The 14,995-nt window shown below is 42.8% G+C and carries 17 protein-coding genes; 16 read left to right on the top strand and 1 reads right to left on the bottom strand.

Translation table 11 applies throughout. The features are described from left to right. The first annotated feature begins 68 nt into the window (after positions 1–68). From BTO21_RS19830 to mnmE, 7 genes are all read left to right on the top strand, one after another. Positions 69–740, top strand: coding sequence for an amino acid ABC transporter permease (locus BTO21_RS19830; RefSeq protein ID WP_045029779.1), 672 nt, complete (start codon positions 69–71; stop codon positions 738–740). Next, the gene (locus tag BTO21_RS19825; protein ID WP_045029777.1) at positions 737–1,474 is read left to right on the top strand and encodes an amino acid ABC transporter ATP-binding protein; all 738 of its coding nucleotides are present in this window, start codon (positions 737–739) and stop codon (positions 1,472–1,474) included. Before BTO21_RS19830 ends, BTO21_RS19825 begins: the two co-directional genes overlap by 4 nt. A 183-nt stretch (positions 1,475–1,657) precedes the next feature. Beyond that, positions 1,658–1,792, top strand: a complete 135-nt coding sequence (rpmH, locus tag BTO21_RS19820; protein WP_006233350.1) for a 50S ribosomal protein L34 — start codon at positions 1,658–1,660, stop codon at positions 1,790–1,792. A 15-nt stretch (positions 1,793–1,807) separates the two neighbouring features. After that, a complete protein-coding gene (gene rnpA, locus BTO21_RS19815) occupies positions 1,808–2,164 on the top strand; it encodes a ribonuclease P protein component (protein ID WP_080159045.1) in 357 nt (118 codons plus the stop codon). Next, positions 2,131–2,388, top strand: a complete 258-nt coding sequence (yidD, locus tag BTO21_RS19810; RefSeq protein WP_082056862.1) for a membrane protein insertion efficiency factor YidD — start codon at positions 2,131–2,133, stop codon at positions 2,386–2,388. Before rnpA ends, yidD begins: the two co-directional genes overlap by 34 nt. A 2-nt stretch (positions 2,389–2,390) precedes the next feature. After that, positions 2,391–4,031 (top strand): membrane protein insertase YidC, encoded by a 1,641-nt coding sequence (yidC, locus tag BTO21_RS19805; protein ID WP_045029772.1) that lies wholly within the window; start codon positions 2,391–2,393, stop codon positions 4,029–4,031. Positions 4,032–4,146: 115 nt separating this feature from the next. Next, entirely contained in the window at positions 4,147–5,514 is a 1,368-nt protein-coding gene (mnmE, locus tag BTO21_RS19800) for a tRNA uridine-5-carboxymethylaminomethyl(34) synthesis GTPase MnmE (RefSeq protein WP_045029808.1), read from the top strand. Between the two features lie 66 nt (positions 5,515–5,580). On the opposite strand, the gene BTO21_RS19795 is transcribed toward mnmE, so the two are convergent. Then, on the bottom strand, positions 5,581–6,120 hold the full coding sequence (locus BTO21_RS19795) for an ATP:cob(I)alamin adenosyltransferase (protein ID WP_045029770.1): 540 nt from the start codon (positions 6,118–6,120) through the stop codon (positions 5,581–5,583). 140 nt (positions 6,121–6,260) lie between these two features. Between BTO21_RS19795 and BTO21_RS19790 the strand changes: the two genes are divergently transcribed. The 9 genes from BTO21_RS19790 to BTO21_RS19750 all read left to right on the top strand — a co-directional run bounded on the left by BTO21_RS19790 (position 6,261) and on the right by BTO21_RS19750 (position 14,992). Next, positions 6,261–7,178: an ABC transporter substrate-binding protein gene (locus tag BTO21_RS19790; protein WP_045029768.1), complete on the top strand. Its 918-nt coding sequence runs from the start codon at positions 6,261–6,263 to the stop codon at positions 7,176–7,178. After that, positions 7,156–8,196 carry a FecCD family ABC transporter permease gene (locus tag BTO21_RS19785; protein WP_045029766.1) on the top strand — a complete coding sequence of 347 codons (1,041 nt, stop codon included), beginning with the start codon at positions 7,156–7,158 and terminating at the stop codon, positions 8,194–8,196. Before BTO21_RS19790 ends, BTO21_RS19785 begins: the two co-directional genes overlap by 23 nt. Then, positions 8,193–8,960 (top strand): ABC transporter ATP-binding protein, encoded by a 768-nt coding sequence (locus tag BTO21_RS19780; RefSeq protein ID WP_045029764.1) that lies wholly within the window; start codon positions 8,193–8,195, stop codon positions 8,958–8,960. The genes BTO21_RS19785 and BTO21_RS19780 overlap by 4 nt, the downstream gene beginning before the upstream one ends. 354 nt (positions 8,961–9,314) lie before the next feature. Then, positions 9,315–9,761 (top strand): FMN-binding protein MioC, encoded by a 447-nt coding sequence (gene mioC / locus BTO21_RS19775; protein ID WP_045029763.1) that lies wholly within the window; start codon positions 9,315–9,317, stop codon positions 9,759–9,761. A gap of 426 nt (positions 9,762–10,187) precedes the next feature. After that, positions 10,188–12,077, top strand: a complete 1,890-nt coding sequence (gene mnmG, locus BTO21_RS19770; RefSeq protein ID WP_045029761.1) for a tRNA uridine-5-carboxymethylaminomethyl(34) synthesis enzyme MnmG — start codon at positions 10,188–10,190, stop codon at positions 12,075–12,077. A gap of 10 nt (positions 12,078–12,087) precedes the next feature. Next, positions 12,088–12,708 (top strand): 16S rRNA (guanine(527)-N(7))-methyltransferase RsmG, encoded by a 621-nt coding sequence (gene rsmG, locus BTO21_RS19765; protein ID WP_045029759.1) that lies wholly within the window; start codon positions 12,088–12,090, stop codon positions 12,706–12,708. Between the two features lie 16 nt (positions 12,709–12,724). After that, positions 12,725–13,519, top strand: coding sequence for a ParA family protein (locus tag BTO21_RS19760; RefSeq protein WP_045029758.1), 795 nt, complete (start codon positions 12,725–12,727; stop codon positions 13,517–13,519). An 8-nt stretch (positions 13,520–13,527) separates the two neighbouring features. Further along, positions 13,528–14,427 (top strand): ParB/RepB/Spo0J family partition protein, encoded by a 900-nt coding sequence (locus BTO21_RS19755; RefSeq protein WP_045029756.1) that lies wholly within the window; start codon positions 13,528–13,530, stop codon positions 14,425–14,427. Between the two features lie 175 nt (positions 14,428–14,602). Beyond that, positions 14,603–14,992: a F0F1 ATP synthase subunit I gene (locus tag BTO21_RS19750; RefSeq protein ID WP_045029754.1), complete on the top strand. Its 390-nt coding sequence runs from the start codon at positions 14,603–14,605 to the stop codon at positions 14,990–14,992. The last annotated feature ends 3 nt before the right edge of the window (positions 14,993–14,995 follow it).

Genomic DNA, 14,995 nt, shown 5'->3' with positions numbered 1-14,995 from the left:
CATCGTTATCAGTAACGATGATGAATTTATTTGCCTCGCTTGCGTAGCCACTACACCGGATCACCATTATGGGTTTTGATTTTAATTATATGCTGTCGTTGATGCCTATTTTGTTGAAATATTTGCCAACGACATTATCAATGGCTTCTATTGGGGCTGTTTTTGCGCTGATACTGGGCTTACTGCTCGCCTTAATTCGCATTTACCAGTTGCCAGTACTGAACGCATTAACGCAACTGTATATCAGTTTCTTTCGTGGCACACCGCTACTAGTACAGCTATTTTTACTGTATTACGGTTTACCGCAAGTGATGCCAAGTCTTGTTGGCTTAGATGCTTTTAGTGCCGCAGTGATCGGTCTTAGCCTTCACTTTGCCGCTTACATGGCAGAAAGTATTCGTGCAGCCATTACTGGTGTTGATCGCAGCCAACGTGAAGCCAGTCTCGCTATCGGCATGACCGAGTGGCAAACCATGCGTCGAATCATATTACCGCAAGCAACTCGCATCGCATTGCCATCATTGATGAATTACTTTATTGATATGATCAAATCGACCTCACTCGCCTTTACGCTTGGGGTGCCTGAAATCATGGCCAAAGCACAAATGGAAGCCTCATCAAGCTTTAAATTCTTTGAAGCATTCCTTGCTGTCGCCATTATATATTGGGCTGTAGTGATAGTGCTTACTCGCTTACAACAGCTAGCTGAAACGCGCTTAGACAGGGCTTACGTACGATGATTAATATAAAAAAACTCACTAAACGCTTTGGCGAAAACACCATTTTTAGCGATCTTGATCTCAGTATCAAGCAAGGCGAAATTGTGGCGATTATTGGTCCATCAGGAACGGGGAAATCAACCTTCTTACGTTGTCTTAATTACCTTGATAGCGCCAACAGTGGCACCATCACCATTAACGATGTTGAAGTGGATTGTCAGCAGCCGAAAAAAAATGACATTTTAGCGCTGCGACGTCAAACCGGGTTTGTATTTCAAAACTACGCGTTATTTAATCATCTAACGGCCCTGCAAAATATCAGTGAAGGATTGCGCGTCGTGAAAGGGTTCAATGCTGCGCAAGCGCAACAACGGGCACTGAATATTTTGACAGATATTGGTTTAGCCGATAAAGCCAATAGCTACCCCGCTGCCCTTTCTGGAGGTCAACAACAACGGGTGGGTATTGGTCGTGCTATGGCATTAGAGGCCGAATTATTATTGCTTGATGAACCCACGTCAGCCCTCGATCCGTTGTGGGTTAATGAAGTACTTAACTTGATCAAACAGTTAGCAAAACAACAACAGACAATGTTGATCGTCACTCATGAATTACAATTTGCGCGCGAAGTCGCCGATAGAGTGATCTTTATGGCAGACGGTCAATTTGTAGAGCAAGGGCCACCGCAGCAGATCTTTAACCACCCACACGATCCGCGGTTAAAGGCTTTTTTAGCTCAAATAGGGATCCAATAAGGATCCTTGAATTTCGCGCTATAAAACGTATAATGCAGCGCCCGTCATTAGATGTGGGTATAATTATTGACTCTTTGTTGGTCAGTGATTACAATTCCGCCTCTTTGTTCGTGGTAATTGACCAATTATGGCCAATTACATCTAACAAACTTAAAAACTGATCAGTTAATTTAAGGTAAAACCATGAAACGCACATTCCAACCTTCTGTTCTTAAGCGTAAGCGTAGTCACGGCTTCCGTGCTCGTATGGCAACTAAGAACGGTCGTGCAACAATCAATGCACGTCGCGCTAAAGGCCGTAAGCGTCTTTCTAAGTAATCATCGACGATTATTTTGAATAAGTTCGCTTTTTCTCGGGAGTTACGTTTGTTAACTCCCGAACATTATAAAACTGTCTTCCAGCAAGCTCATCGTGCTGGCTCTCCCCACTTGACTATTCTTGCCCGTTCTAACGAACTCGACCACCCCCGTCTCGGTCTGGCTGTTCCAAAAAAACAGATTAAAACTGCTGTCGATAGAAACCGTTTCAAACGCGTTGTTCGCGAAAGTTTCCGTTTAAAACAACATCAGCTTCCAGCCTGTGACTTCGTAGTCATTGCCAAGAAATCAGCCAATGGGTTGAGTAACGAAGAACTATTTACGTTGTTAGATAAGTTATGGCATCGCCTGTCTCGCCCGTCGCGTGGCTAGTCGTAAGACTAGTCCGCTTTTACCAACTGGCAATCAGTCCTCTTCTTGGGCCACGCTGTCGGTTCACCCCTACATGTTCTCAATATGCGATCGAAGCTGTAAAAACGCATGGAGCGCGAAAAGGTTGTTGGTTAGCGGCGAAACGTCTATTAAGATGTCACCCTTTAAATGACGGTGGTTACGACCCCGTTCCGCCAACCAAGCATAACGACAGAGAACATTAACCATGGGTTCCCAACGTAATATTCTGTTAATTGCCCTACTGTTTGTCTCATTTTTGCTATTTCAACAATGGCATGGCGACAAAAACCCGCAACCAACGAAGCAGGGTGTAGCGCAACAAGTCAATAACACAAGTGGTATTCCATCACATTCAAGTGATAATCAACCACTGGCTGACCAGAAAACCTCAACTAACTTAATTACCATTAAAACGGATGTACTGGAATTAACAGTCGACACGCTTGGTGGTGATGTTATCAATGCCAAACTACTTAAATACGACAACACCCTCGGTTCAAAAGACCCGTTTGTTTTATTAAGTGATTCTGATGGCCGTGATTATGTCGCGCAATCAGGCTTAATTGGAACTAACGGTTCAGATTCATCTACACATGGCCGCGCACAATACGCAGTGAGCGCGAAAAGCTTTGTGATGGCCGCAGATCAAAACGAATTGCGTGTACCAATGACATTTACTAAAGATGGCATTAGCTACATCAAAACATTCGTTTTCAAACGCAACGATTATGCGGTTAATGTTGACTACACTGTCGACAACAAAACCGACAAGCCAGCGACAGTACAAATGTACGCGCAGCTTCGTCACCGTCTAGAAAGCAAAACAGGCGGCGGTATTAAAGGCATGGCAATGCACACTTACAACGGTGCTGCATATTCTGCTAACGATACTAAATATAAAAAATACAGCTTTAAAGACATCGAAGAGAAGAATCTTAACCAGTCAGCGAATGACGGCTGGGTGGCGATTATGGAGAACTACTTCGTATCAGCATGGATCCCTCGCGATGGCGCAGATCAGACATCTCAAGTCTACAGCAGCGATAACAATGGTGTAGGTTACATCGGCGTTCGTATGCCGCTAGAGACAGTAGCACCTGGTCAAACAACAGAAATCAAAGCCACACTATGGCTTGGTCCTAAATTGCAAAAAGAAATGGCAGCAACAGCCACTAACCTAAACCTAACGGTTGATTACGGTTGGTTATGGTTCATTGCAAGTCCATTGCATAAATTGCTTTCTTTCATTCACGGTATTGTGGGTAACTGGGGTGTAGCAATCATCATCCTAACGCTAATTGTTCGTGGTGCGATGTACCCACTAACAAAAGCGCAGTACACCTCAATGGCGAAAATGCGCATGCTACAGCCTAAAATTCAGGCAATGCGTGAGCGTTTAGGTGATGACCGTCAACGTCAAAGCCAAGAAATGATGGAATTGTACAAAAAAGAGAAAGTAAACCCACTCGGTGGTTGTTTACCTATCATGCTACAGATGCCAATTTTCATCGCGCTATACTGGGCACTAATGGGATCAGTTGAATTGCGTCATGCGCCATTCTTCGGTTGGATTACGGATCTATCTGCACAAGACCCGTACTACATCCTCCCTGTTCTTATGGGTGTATCAATGTTCCTTATCCAGAAGAACAGCCCATCAACAGTAACGGATCCAATGCAGCAGAAGATCATGACCTTTATGCCGGTTATGTTTACTTTCTTCTTCCTATGGTTCCCTTCAGGTCTAGTGCTTTACTGGCTAGTATCAAACGTTGTGACCCTGATTCAACAAACTATTATTTTCCGCGCGTTGGAAAAGAAAGGTTTACACAGCAAAGCTAAATAAGCTCACCCTGTGAATAAAAGGCGACCTTAGGGTCGCCTTTTTTATGGGGCCAATTAGGCGTAAACCTGCTCTGTGGTTTACAATCATCAAGTCATTTTTAAGCAAAGCCAAGGTTATGAATCAACATATCGATACTATCGTTGCACAAGCAACACCACCGGGCCGTGGCGGCGTCGGCATCATTCGCGTTTCAGGTCCTAAAGCGAAAGAAGTAGCCCTTGCCGTTGCTGGTCGTGAATTAAAAACCCGTTACGCTGAATACCTGCCATTTAAAAATGAAGATGGTACCGCGCTTGATCAAGGTATCGCGCTATTTTTCAAAGGTCCAAACTCATTCACGGGCGAAGATGTATTAGAACTACAAGGCCACGGTGGCCCCGTATTGATGGACATGATGATCCGTCGCATTCTTAACATTGATGGTATTCGTCCTGCTCGTCCAGGTGAGTTCTCTGAACGCGCCTTTATGAACGACAAACTTGATTTAGCCCAAGCAGAAGCTATCGCTGACTTAATCGATGCCAGCTCTGAAGAAGCGGCTAAAAGTGCTTTTAAATCACTGCAAGGCGTATTCTCAAACAAGGTCAATGAATTAGTCGAAGCATTAATTCATTTACGTATCTATGTTGAAGCCGCAATTGACTTCCCTGAAGAAGAAATAGATTTTCTGTCTGACGGTAAAGTCAGTGGTGATCTCAATCGCATCATGGATCATCTTGCAGAAGTACGTAAACAAGCCAACCAAGGTGCGATCATGCGTGAAGGCATGAAAGTGGTGATTGCTGGTCGTCCTAATGCGGGTAAATCAAGCTTGTTAAACGCCTTATCAGGCAAAGACAGCGCGATTGTGACCGATATCGCGGGCACCACTCGTGATGTATTGCGTGAACACATCCACATCGATGGGATGCCGTTACACATCATTGATACCGCCGGTTTACGTGAAGCAACTGATGAAGTTGAACGAATTGGTATTGAGCGTGCGTGGGCTGAAATTGAGCATGCCGATCGCGTGTTGTTCATGGTAGATAGCACCACCACTGATGCCACCGATCCTAAAGATATCTGGCCGGACTTTATTGAACGCTTACCAGCCAACATGGGGTTAACCGTTATACGTAATAAAGCTGAGCTAACCGGTGAGACAGCGGGGATCTGTGAGATAAACAACTCAACAATAATCCGTCTCTCAGCGCGCACAGGCGACGGTGTGGATGATTTACGTGAGCATTTAAAGCAATGTATGGGTTTCTCTGGCACCACCGAAGGAGGCTTTATGGCGCGTCGTCGTCACTTAGATGCCCTTGAGCGTGCAGCCGAACATTTAATCATCGGTAAAGAACAATTAGAAGGCTTTATGGCGGGCGAGATTCTGGCTGAAGAATTACGTTTAGCTCAACAGCACTTAAGTGAAATCACCGGTGAGTTTACATCGGATGATTTACTGGGTCGGATCTTTACTTCGTTCTGTATTGGTAAGTAACCACTAACATTACAACTTACTATCAAAAAAATGCCACATATCATTGATATGTGGCGTTTTTTATTATTATTTACGTTCGGGTTTAGGGTAATTTATGCTGATATATTCTGGTTCATCAATCCCTGCTTGCTGATTAAGCACCCGTGTTAAAGCAAAAAAATAATTCACCAATAAATTACTGAATCGCGGTAACGTTTCAGGCACCTTTTTACCGACTGCATCCACTTTCACTAATTGCCGTACCACTTTCTTGGTTAAACTGCGACACTGGTGTAATTGCACCACCGCCCCGACACCACGCGGTAACACAAAGCGCTTATTGTTATCCGTTACTTGATCGCGAAAATAATGATAATCCGCTTTAAGCTTTAAAATATCCGCTTCAAAAATACCGCATTTACCACGAATAGAGCCGTTTAAATGAAAAATACGCGGTTGTAGCCATATCAATGATTGCTGTACTTCACTAGCGTCTAGTTGTGAGATCACCAAGCCAACATACGTACACAATTCATCGGTGAGAATTTCAAAATCACACAGCGGTGAATCTTCAAAAATAAACGGATAAGCAAGCTCATCAATATCACCAGAAAACTTTAATACCATTGCTTTATGAATCCTTACTAAATAAGCCTAATTGTAACCGTAGACGGTCATTGACAGCGTCCTTGAAATCGCTAACTATATCCGCAAAATTTGCTTGCCAAGGATGAGGTAAGCCCACAATCTGCTGCATATGGAAAATTATGTACCAACTTCTTAAAAATTTATTTTTTATTGGCTGCTTATGCAGTAGTTCATTCTGCTTCAGTGCCGAAACCTCATACCCTATCACTATGATTGATGCTAGTCAGCATGCGGTCACATTAACTCAAATGCCAACACGGGTTGATTCTAAAAGCATGTTCAGTGATCAAGTATTAATGGCCTTATTGCCCTTACAAGACATCACTAGTTTAAGTCGCTTGAGTAAAGATAAAACCTATTCAATCATTGCCAATAAAATTCCCGCTACGCTACCGTTACGTGATCTTAACGTTGAACGTATTATTGCCGAGCGCCCCGATTTAGTGTTAGTGGCAAGTTGGAGTGATGGCCCTAAAATAGCCCAATTACGCGCCGCAGGTATCAAGGTATTTGTGATTAAAACCGTTTATAGCCTCGAAAATATTGAAAAGAATATTTTATTGGTTGGTAAGTTAGTCAATAAAAATGATGCCGCGATAGCATTGGTAACAGCAATGCAACAGCACCTTAAACAACAACTGATTATTCCTGAAAAAAAACTGACCGCTCTTGAATACACCTCATGGGGCGCATCCAGTAATCATAATTCCACCATCAATACCATTATCAACCAAGCCCAGCTCACCAATGTAATTGCGTATAATAGCGGTGATAAATTTGGTCAAGTGCCTATCGGTAAAGAACAATTATTAGCCCTTAATCCCGATATTATTATTATTCCAGGGAAAGACAATGACGGCTTTAAGCAGCAATTACTCCATGATCCCGCACTGCAAACATTAACCGCGATTCGTGATCGCCACGTTATTAGTTTGCCGCACGCATTACGCTCAACCGACAGTCAATATATTGCTGATGCGATCATCTACCTTAATCATAAGGTTTATCAACCCCATGATAGTTCATCAATACATTAAACCAGCCCAAGGATTATTAGCAGTCACGGCATTGCTGGTGCTGTTAATGATTTACCTCAGCTTAGGCTCAGTGGCCATCCCGATCGATGATATTTTTGCGATGCTTGGCAGTTATATCCATGGTGGCGAAGCATTGGCTCAGCAACAATATCCATTAGCCTCAGCCATCATTTTACAAATCCGCCTGCCCCGCGCTTGTGCGGCAATATTGGCCGGAAGTGCCTTAGCATTAGCAGGCGCTTGTAGCCAAGGTTTATTTCGAAATCCCCTTGCCAGTCCAGATATACTCGGCATCAGTGCTGGTAGTAGCTTTGCCGCAGTAGTGGCGATTGTCAGTGGCTTAACCGTGGTCAACCCCGCATTATTGCCCCTTGTTACCGCCATCGGTGCATTAACCACCGCCACGATTGTATATTTGATCGCTCGTCAAACTCAGCAGCATGGATTATTCATTATTCTCGCAGGATTAGCCGTTTCGAGTTTATTGGGAGGACTCACGATGGGCGTGCTGTTAACCGCCCAGCAATATGAGATCAGTGAGTTTGTGTTCTGGACCATGGGAGGCTTGGACGCACGTACATGGCAACAATTATTATGGCCGACCCCGATTATTATTATTGCCGCTTGGATATTATTACGTCACGGTCAGACCTTAAATTTACTCGCGCTAGGTGAACAAAATGCCCATGGAATGGGGATCAACGTGCGTAACAGTCGACGAATATTATTGTTATTAGCAACCCTTCTTACCGCGATGGCGATTGCTGTTGCTGGCCCAATCGGCTTTATTGGTTTAATTGTGCCACACTTAGCACGATTACTGGTCGGCCCCAATAATCGTATTTTATTGCCATTTTCGGCACTATTTGGCGCAATGTTCTTATTAGCATGTGATCTTATTGCCCGTACCGTTATTGCTCCCAATGAATTAAAAACCGGGATCATCACCGCCATTATTGGTGGGATCTATTTTATCGCCCTTTTAATACGCAGCCAATATAAAGGATTACAGTCATGATCCCGTCGTTTGTGATCAACCAATTAAGTTACAGCCAAGGATCACAACCATTATTGCAAAATATTAACTTTGCCATTAATCCCGGTGAACTTGTCGGTATTATTGGCCCTAACGGTGCAGGTAAAAGTACCTTGCTCAAATGCCTCAGTGGCTTCATCACCCCAAGCCATGGCAACATCGATTTATTTGAGCAACCACTCAGCAGTTATAGCCATCAACAACGAGCACAGCATTTAAGTTATTTGCCTCAACATACCGAGCCTGCATTTGGCTTTCTAGTTAAAGACATTATTTATTATGGCTACCGCCAATCATCAGCGTTATCAGAACAAGAAATAAAAGCCATTATTAATCAGCTAGATATAGAAAAACTCTTACATCGCCCTCTTAACCAACTCTCGGGGGGAGAACAACAACGGGTACATTTTGCGCGCTTATTAATTCAAAATTCCGCAGTAATGCTACTTGATGAACCCACCGCAAGTCTTGATATTGGCCATGAATCACTGCTGCTCAATATTCTTAGCCATCATTGCCAGCAAGGTAAAAGTGCACTGATAGCGATTCATAACCTCAATACTGCGATCACCTTTTGCGACCGCTTGTTATTACTCAAAAATGGCCAACAAATTGCATTTGATACTCCACAAAAAGTATTAACGCCACAACAAATCACCGCGCTTTATCAACACCATGTCAGTGTTAGTTATCACCCAGATAACAAAAATTTAATTATTTTACCGCAACGCCAGCGGATCATTTAACCGTAGCGATCAGTATTATGATCGCGAAAAACAAAGATCATAAGTATGTGTAAACAATAAGGGGATCATGTGGGTAAGATCATCCATATACTCCTGATCGGCTTGATGCAGCACTCTTGAAACGATCTTGTTAGTCATTAAAATCACTTACTTTTTAGGTTAAATACCCACATTTTTTCCCACATTAATCCCCATTATTCGCTCGTGGATAAAAAAAATAGCCTTTCAGTGAATAAAACGGTTCACTTATACCATAAAGGCTATCTTTATAGGGCTTGATCTCAGTACAATCTCGGACTGGTATTTGCGCTTCATGCGGATGATCCCATCGAAACGCTCACTCTGAGGATAATTATGTCAACTATTACTCTGATCACTGGCAGTACCCTTGGTGGTGCTGAATATGTAGCCGATCATGTCGCTGAATTATTAACAGCACAAGGCCATCACGCTAATATCATCAACCAGCCACAACTTGCGCAGCTAAATCAAGACACGCTTTGGCTTATTATTTGTTCAACGCACGGTGCTGGTGATTACCCCGATAACTTTATGGCTTTTGCTAATGCCCTTAATCAACAACAACCCAACCTTAAACAGCTTAAATTCGCCATTATTGGGCTTGGTGATAGCAACTACGATACTTTTTGTGCTGCCGCTAAAAATATAGAAGCATTATTGACCCAATTAGGAGCAACTCGCGTTGGCGAACGACTGGATATTGATGTATCGATAACACCTGTTCCTGAAGATGCTGCTGAAATCTGGTTTGAAGACTGGCAAAATTACCTTAACGGTTAAAAAACGGTCAATAGTTACTCAATTAATCCGCCTATTTAATACTTTTATCTGTGGATAACTATGGATCTAAACGGTGATCAACCCATAGTTATCCATTTAATAACTTATAGGCTAGCAAGCCCCTGTGTATAAGTAGCCATTTTGATCCCAGCCTATCCTCTGGAAGATCCAAGCTACTCCACAGCAAATGATCTTCATTAAATGCATGATCATAAGGATCATTTATCGGTTATCCACACGATCGGTGGATCCTAATAGTAGATCTAATAGAAGATCTCTTTAAAAAGATCTTATATATATTTAAAAGACGTAAATGGCCGATCAAATGATCTTGATGAAAGATTCTCTCTTGCCTCGAAACAGGATAGAATGTCGGCCCTTTGCTCGAGTTAACTCACTGGCTATTTAAATACCTGAGGAAGTTCCATGTTTTACCAGGAAAAATTTGATGTCATCGTTGTGGGTGGCGGTCATGCCGGTACTGAAGCGGCACTGGCAGCAGCCCGAATGGGACAAAAAACCTTACTGTTGACCCATAATATCGATACGTTGGGCCAAATGTCGTGCAACCCAGCTATCGGCGGGATCGGGAAAGGACACCTGGTTAAAGAAGTTGATGCCCTTGGTGGCTTGATGGCACATGCCATCGACAAAGGCGGCATTCAATTCCGCACACTCAACTCTTCCAAAGGCCCAGCAGTACGAGCAACACGTGCACAAGCAGACCGTGCACTTTACAAAGCAGCTGTTCGTAACGTATTAGAAAATCAGCCAAATTTAATGATTTTCCAACAAGCTGTAACGGATCTAATTGTTGAAAATAATCGCGCTACCGGCGTGGTTACTGAAATGGGCTTAAAATTCCACGCTAAAGCAGTGGTCTTAACTGTCGGCACATTCCTTGGCGGTAAAATTCATATTGGTTTAGAAAATTACAGTGGTGGCCGTACTGGCGATCCTGCATCAAATGCATTGGCTGACCGCTTACGTGAATTACCATTACGGGTTGATCGTTTAAAAACCGGTACCCCACCGCGTATTGATGCTCGCACGGTTGATTTTAGTGTGCTTGAAACCCAGCATGGTGATAACCCGACCCCAACGTTTTCGTTTATGGGTAAGCAATCGGATCACCCTCGTCAAATCCCTTGTTTTATTACTTACACCAATGAGCGTACCCATGAGGTTATTCGTAATAACCTTGATCGAAGCCCAATGTATGCCGGTGTAATTGAAGGTATTGGTCCGCGTTACTGTCCATCAATTGAAGACAAAGTAATGCGTTTTGCGGATAAAAATAGTCACCAAATTTTCATTGAGCCTGAAGGCTTAACCACCAATGAACTTTATCCGAACGGTATTTCGACCAGCCTACCTTTTGATGTTCAAATTCAAATCGTCCGTTCAATGAAAGGCTTTGAAAACGCAACAATTATGCGTCCTGGCTATGCAATTGAGTATGATTTCTTTGATCCACGCGACCTTAAACAAACTTTTGAAAACAAATACATTGATGGTCTGTTCTTTGCTGGACAAATTAATGGTACTACCGGTTATGAAGAAGCCGCAGCCCAAGGCCTAATGGCAGGTATGAACGCAGCGCTTCAAACCCAAGACAAAGAAGGTTGGAGCCCACGTCGTGATCAAGCCTATATGGGCGTATTGATTGATGATCTCTCAACCATCGGTACTAAAGAACCGTACCGTATGTTTACTTCACGTGCGGAATACCGCTTGTTATTGCGTGAAGATAATGCTGATTTGCGTTTAACCCCAATGGGGCGTGAGTTAGGTCTAGTTGATGATGAACGCTGGGCGCGTTTCAATCAAAAATTAGAAAATATGGAACAAGAGCGTCAACGTTTGAAAGATATTTGGGTTAATCCAAATTCGGATCATATTGAGAGTTTAAATAAGATCCTCAAGTCGCCGATCGTACGTGAAGCCAATGGTGAAGATCTTCTTCGTCGTCCGGAAGTGACTTATAAGCAATTAACAACGATTGAAATGTTTGTACCTGCTCATGAAGATATTGAAGCGAGTGAACAAGTAGAAACGCAGATTAAATATCAAGGTTATATTGATCGTCAGCGTGATGAAGTTGAAAAATCACTGCGTCATGAAACCACCAAATTACCGTTTGATCTTGATTACAGCTTGGTGAAAGGTTTATCCAATGAAGTGGTGATCAAGCTCAATGATGCCAAACCTGAATCTGTCGGTATGGCATCACGTATTTCAGGTATTACACCAGCGGCAATCTCATTGCTATTGGTCTATTTGAAAAAACACGGTTTGCTTAAAAAAGGCGAATAAGGGTTAGATAATGAAACAACGTTTAATACAACTTATCGCTCAAACTGACCTTCAGGTCACAGAACAACAACTTGATCAATTGATTGGTTATGTGCAATTGCTGCACAAATGGAATAAAGCGTATAATCTGACGTCTGTGCGTGATCCCAATGAAATGTTAGTTAAACACATTATGGATAGTATTGTGGTAAGCCAATATTTAGACGGTGAACGTTACATTGATGTGGGTACTGGTCCCGGCTTACCTGGGATCCCATTAGCGATTATGTGCCCGAATAAATCATTTACCCTACTTGATAGCTTAGGTAAACGGATTCGATTTATTCGTCAAGTGATCCATGAGCTAAAAATTACTAATGTCACAGCCGTTCAAAGTCGAGTTGAAGAATTTGACCCAGGTGAAGGTTTTGATGCGGTATTAAGCCGTGCTTTTGCTTCAATGTCAGACATGGTTAATTGGTGTCACCATTTGCCAAAACCAGGTGGTCAATTTTTCGCACTGAAAGGTCAGTACCATCAGGATGAAGCTGCAGAGCTGCCTGAGTGGTGTCATGTTGTTGAGGTTAAAACCTTACAAGTGCCAGAGCTTGATGGTGAACGTCATTTAGTCGTATTAACGGCAAAAGATTAATTGTTGAGGTTTTTTTGTGGGAAGAATCATAGCTGTCGCAAATCAGAAAGGTGGTGTTGGTAAAACAACATCGTGTGTCAATCTGGCTGCTTCATTGGCTGCTACTCAGCGTAAAGTCTTAGTGATCGATCTTGATCCTCAAGGTAATGCGACCATGGCCAGTGGGGTCGACAAATACCAAGTCGAAGCTTCCGCCTATGATCTTTTGGTTGATGAAACTCCTTTTAATCAGGTTGTTATTAACGAAACTACTGGTGGCTATCATTTGATAGCCGCTAATGGTGATGTGACCGCGGCTGAAATTAAATTGATGGAAGTGTTTGCGCGCGAAACTCGATTACGCAATGCGTTAGCGCCCGTTCGTGATAATTACGATTATATTTTTATTGATTGTCCACCATCTTTAAATTTGTTAACTATCAATGCAATGACCGCTGCAGATTCGGTGTTAGTACCGATGCAGTGCGAATATTTTGCTCTTGAAGGTTTAACCGCATTAATGGACACCATCAGCAAATTAACCGCCGTGGTTAATAGTGATCTCAAAATTGAAGGGTTGTTACGGACGATGTTTGATCCCCGCAATCGCCTTTCTAATGAAGTATCACAGCAGCTTAAAAAGCATTTTGGTGATAAAGTATATCGTACTGTTATTCCACGCAATGTCCGTCTTGCTGAAGCGCCAAGTCATGGTCGTCCAGCAATGTATTATGACAAATATTCCAGTGGTGCTAAGGCGTATTTAGCGCTGGCCGGCGAGATGATTCGCCGTGATGAATTAGCACTACAAGCCACTTCGGTTGAAGCGTAAGGTTTTCCATGAATTTCAATAAACGAGGCTTGGGCAAAGGCCTTGATGCCCTACTAGCCACCAGCAATATTGCTCAAGCTAAAAAACAACAAAGTGATGAACATGCATCACAACAAGCTGCTATTGATGGTGAATTACGTCAAATTGCAGTTACTGCACTAACGTCAGGTCAATATCAACCGCGTAAAGCAATGGCGGCTGATGCACTGACTGAATTAGCCGATTCGATTCGTGCTCAAGGCATTATTCAGCCGATTGTTGTACGCCGTATTGATAGTCAACGTTACGAAATTATTGCTGGTGAACGTCGTTGGCAAGCTGCTCGTCAAGCAGGGTTACAGGTTGTACCTTGTATTATTAAAAATGTTGATGATCGTGCTACTGTTGCGATTGCGTTAATTGAAAACATTCAACGTGAAGATCTTAATGCGATAGAAGAAGCGCGCGCGTTAGAGCGATTGCAGCAAGAGTTTTCATTAACTCATCAGCAAGTTGCTGATGCCGTGGGTAAATCACGTGCTGCTGTCTCTAACTTACTTCGTCTAAATCAATTGTCTGATGCTGTTAAACAATTGGTTGAGCAAAAACAGTTAGAAATGGGTCATGCAAGGGCTTTATTAGCCTTAGATGATCAGCAACAGTTAGCTGCTGCACAAATTATTATCAATAAGTTGTTAACTGTGCGTGAGGCTGAAAAGCTAGTAAAAACACTGTTAAACCCAACTGCAGCGCCAGTTAAATCGCCACTCCAGCCACAAACTGTCGCACTACAATTGAGTTTAAGTGAGCGCTTTGGAACCAAAGTTGCCGTGAACCAAAATAAAAATGGTAAAGGTAAAATTGTTATTAATTTCGATCAACAAGATAAATTAGCGCAAATTCTTGCAATGTTAGGCCACGAATTGTGATCTGACCGCGGTAATTTTCAATGAGAAAATTACTCGGTGGTGGTTAGGTTATTTTGTTGTAAAATATAAATGTTTTTTTTGCTGCAATAAGATTGCATTCAATCTATTCAGTCGTATAATTTTCGCTGTATTTCCCTGCACTATGTGTCGTGGAATGGACTCGAGGAACGAATACATGGTATCGGCGCTAGTGAAACCGGGACGCCAATTGGCAAAGCGGTTGCTGTTACTACAATCTGGCGTCGTAGTAGCTACGGCATTAACGGCAGTCTTCGCTGTCAATGTTGACTGGGGAATCTCTGCACTTATCGGTGGTGGTATTTTTATCATTGCCAATACTGTCTTTGCTATGTGCGCGTTTATGTATAGTGGTGCCAGGAAGGCACGATTAGTCATGGCGTCATTCTATGGTGGAGAAGTGCTCAAAATCCTCATAACAGTCATCCTTTTTGCCGCGGCTTACCTGTATAAAGGGGTGGAACTTGTTCCTCTCCAACTAACCTATTTGCTGGTTCTTGGTATTAATATTTTTGGACCGGTTTTATTCATTAACAACAACAAATAGGAT

The sequence above is a fragment of the Photobacterium phosphoreum genome (genome assembly GCF_002954725.1).
GTDB classification, from domain to species: Bacteria; Pseudomonadota; Gammaproteobacteria; order Enterobacterales; family Vibrionaceae; genus Photobacterium; species Photobacterium phosphoreum.
This window is presented reverse-complemented; position numbering and strand designations above follow the sequence as displayed.

Excerpts from the sequence above, each read along its gene's own strand:
- BTO21_RS19785 (WP_045029766.1), top strand. The coding sequence starts at position 7,156 with ATGATAGTTCATCAATACATTAAACCAGCCCAAGGATTATTAGCAGTC.
- yidD (WP_082056862.1), top strand. The coding sequence starts at position 2,131 with ATGGCATCGCCTGTCTCGCCCGTCGCGTGGCTAGTCGTAAGACTAGTC.
- rsmG (WP_045029759.1), top strand. The coding sequence starts at position 12,088 with ATGAAACAACGTTTAATACAACTTATCGCTCAAACTGACCTTCAGGTC.
- BTO21_RS19830 (WP_045029779.1), top strand. The coding sequence starts at position 69 with ATGGGTTTTGATTTTAATTATATGCTGTCGTTGATGCCTATTTTGTTG.
- BTO21_RS19790 (WP_045029768.1), top strand. The coding sequence starts at position 6,261 with ATGTACCAACTTCTTAAAAATTTATTTTTTATTGGCTGCTTATGCAGT.
- mnmG (WP_045029761.1), top strand. The coding sequence starts at position 10,188 with ATGTTTTACCAGGAAAAATTTGATGTCATCGTTGTGGGTGGCGGTCAT.
- BTO21_RS19780 (WP_045029764.1), top strand. The coding sequence starts at position 8,193 with ATGATCCCGTCGTTTGTGATCAACCAATTAAGTTACAGCCAAGGATCA.
- BTO21_RS19795 (WP_045029770.1), bottom strand. The coding sequence starts at position 6,120 with ATGGTATTAAAGTTTTCTGGTGATATTGATGAGCTTGCTTATCCGTTT.
- BTO21_RS19825 (WP_045029777.1), top strand. The coding sequence starts at position 737 with ATGATTAATATAAAAAAACTCACTAAACGCTTTGGCGAAAACACCATT.
- rpmH (WP_006233350.1), top strand. The coding sequence starts at position 1,658 with ATGAAACGCACATTCCAACCTTCTGTTCTTAAGCGTAAGCGTAGTCAC.
- yidC (WP_045029772.1), top strand. The coding sequence starts at position 2,391 with ATGGGTTCCCAACGTAATATTCTGTTAATTGCCCTACTGTTTGTCTCA.
- mioC (WP_045029763.1), top strand. The coding sequence starts at position 9,315 with ATGTCAACTATTACTCTGATCACTGGCAGTACCCTTGGTGGTGCTGAA.
- mnmE (WP_045029808.1), top strand. The coding sequence starts at position 4,147 with ATGAATCAACATATCGATACTATCGTTGCACAAGCAACACCACCGGGC.
- BTO21_RS19755 (WP_045029756.1), top strand. The coding sequence starts at position 13,528 with ATGAATTTCAATAAACGAGGCTTGGGCAAAGGCCTTGATGCCCTACTA.
- BTO21_RS19750 (WP_045029754.1), top strand. The coding sequence starts at position 14,603 with ATGGTATCGGCGCTAGTGAAACCGGGACGCCAATTGGCAAAGCGGTTG.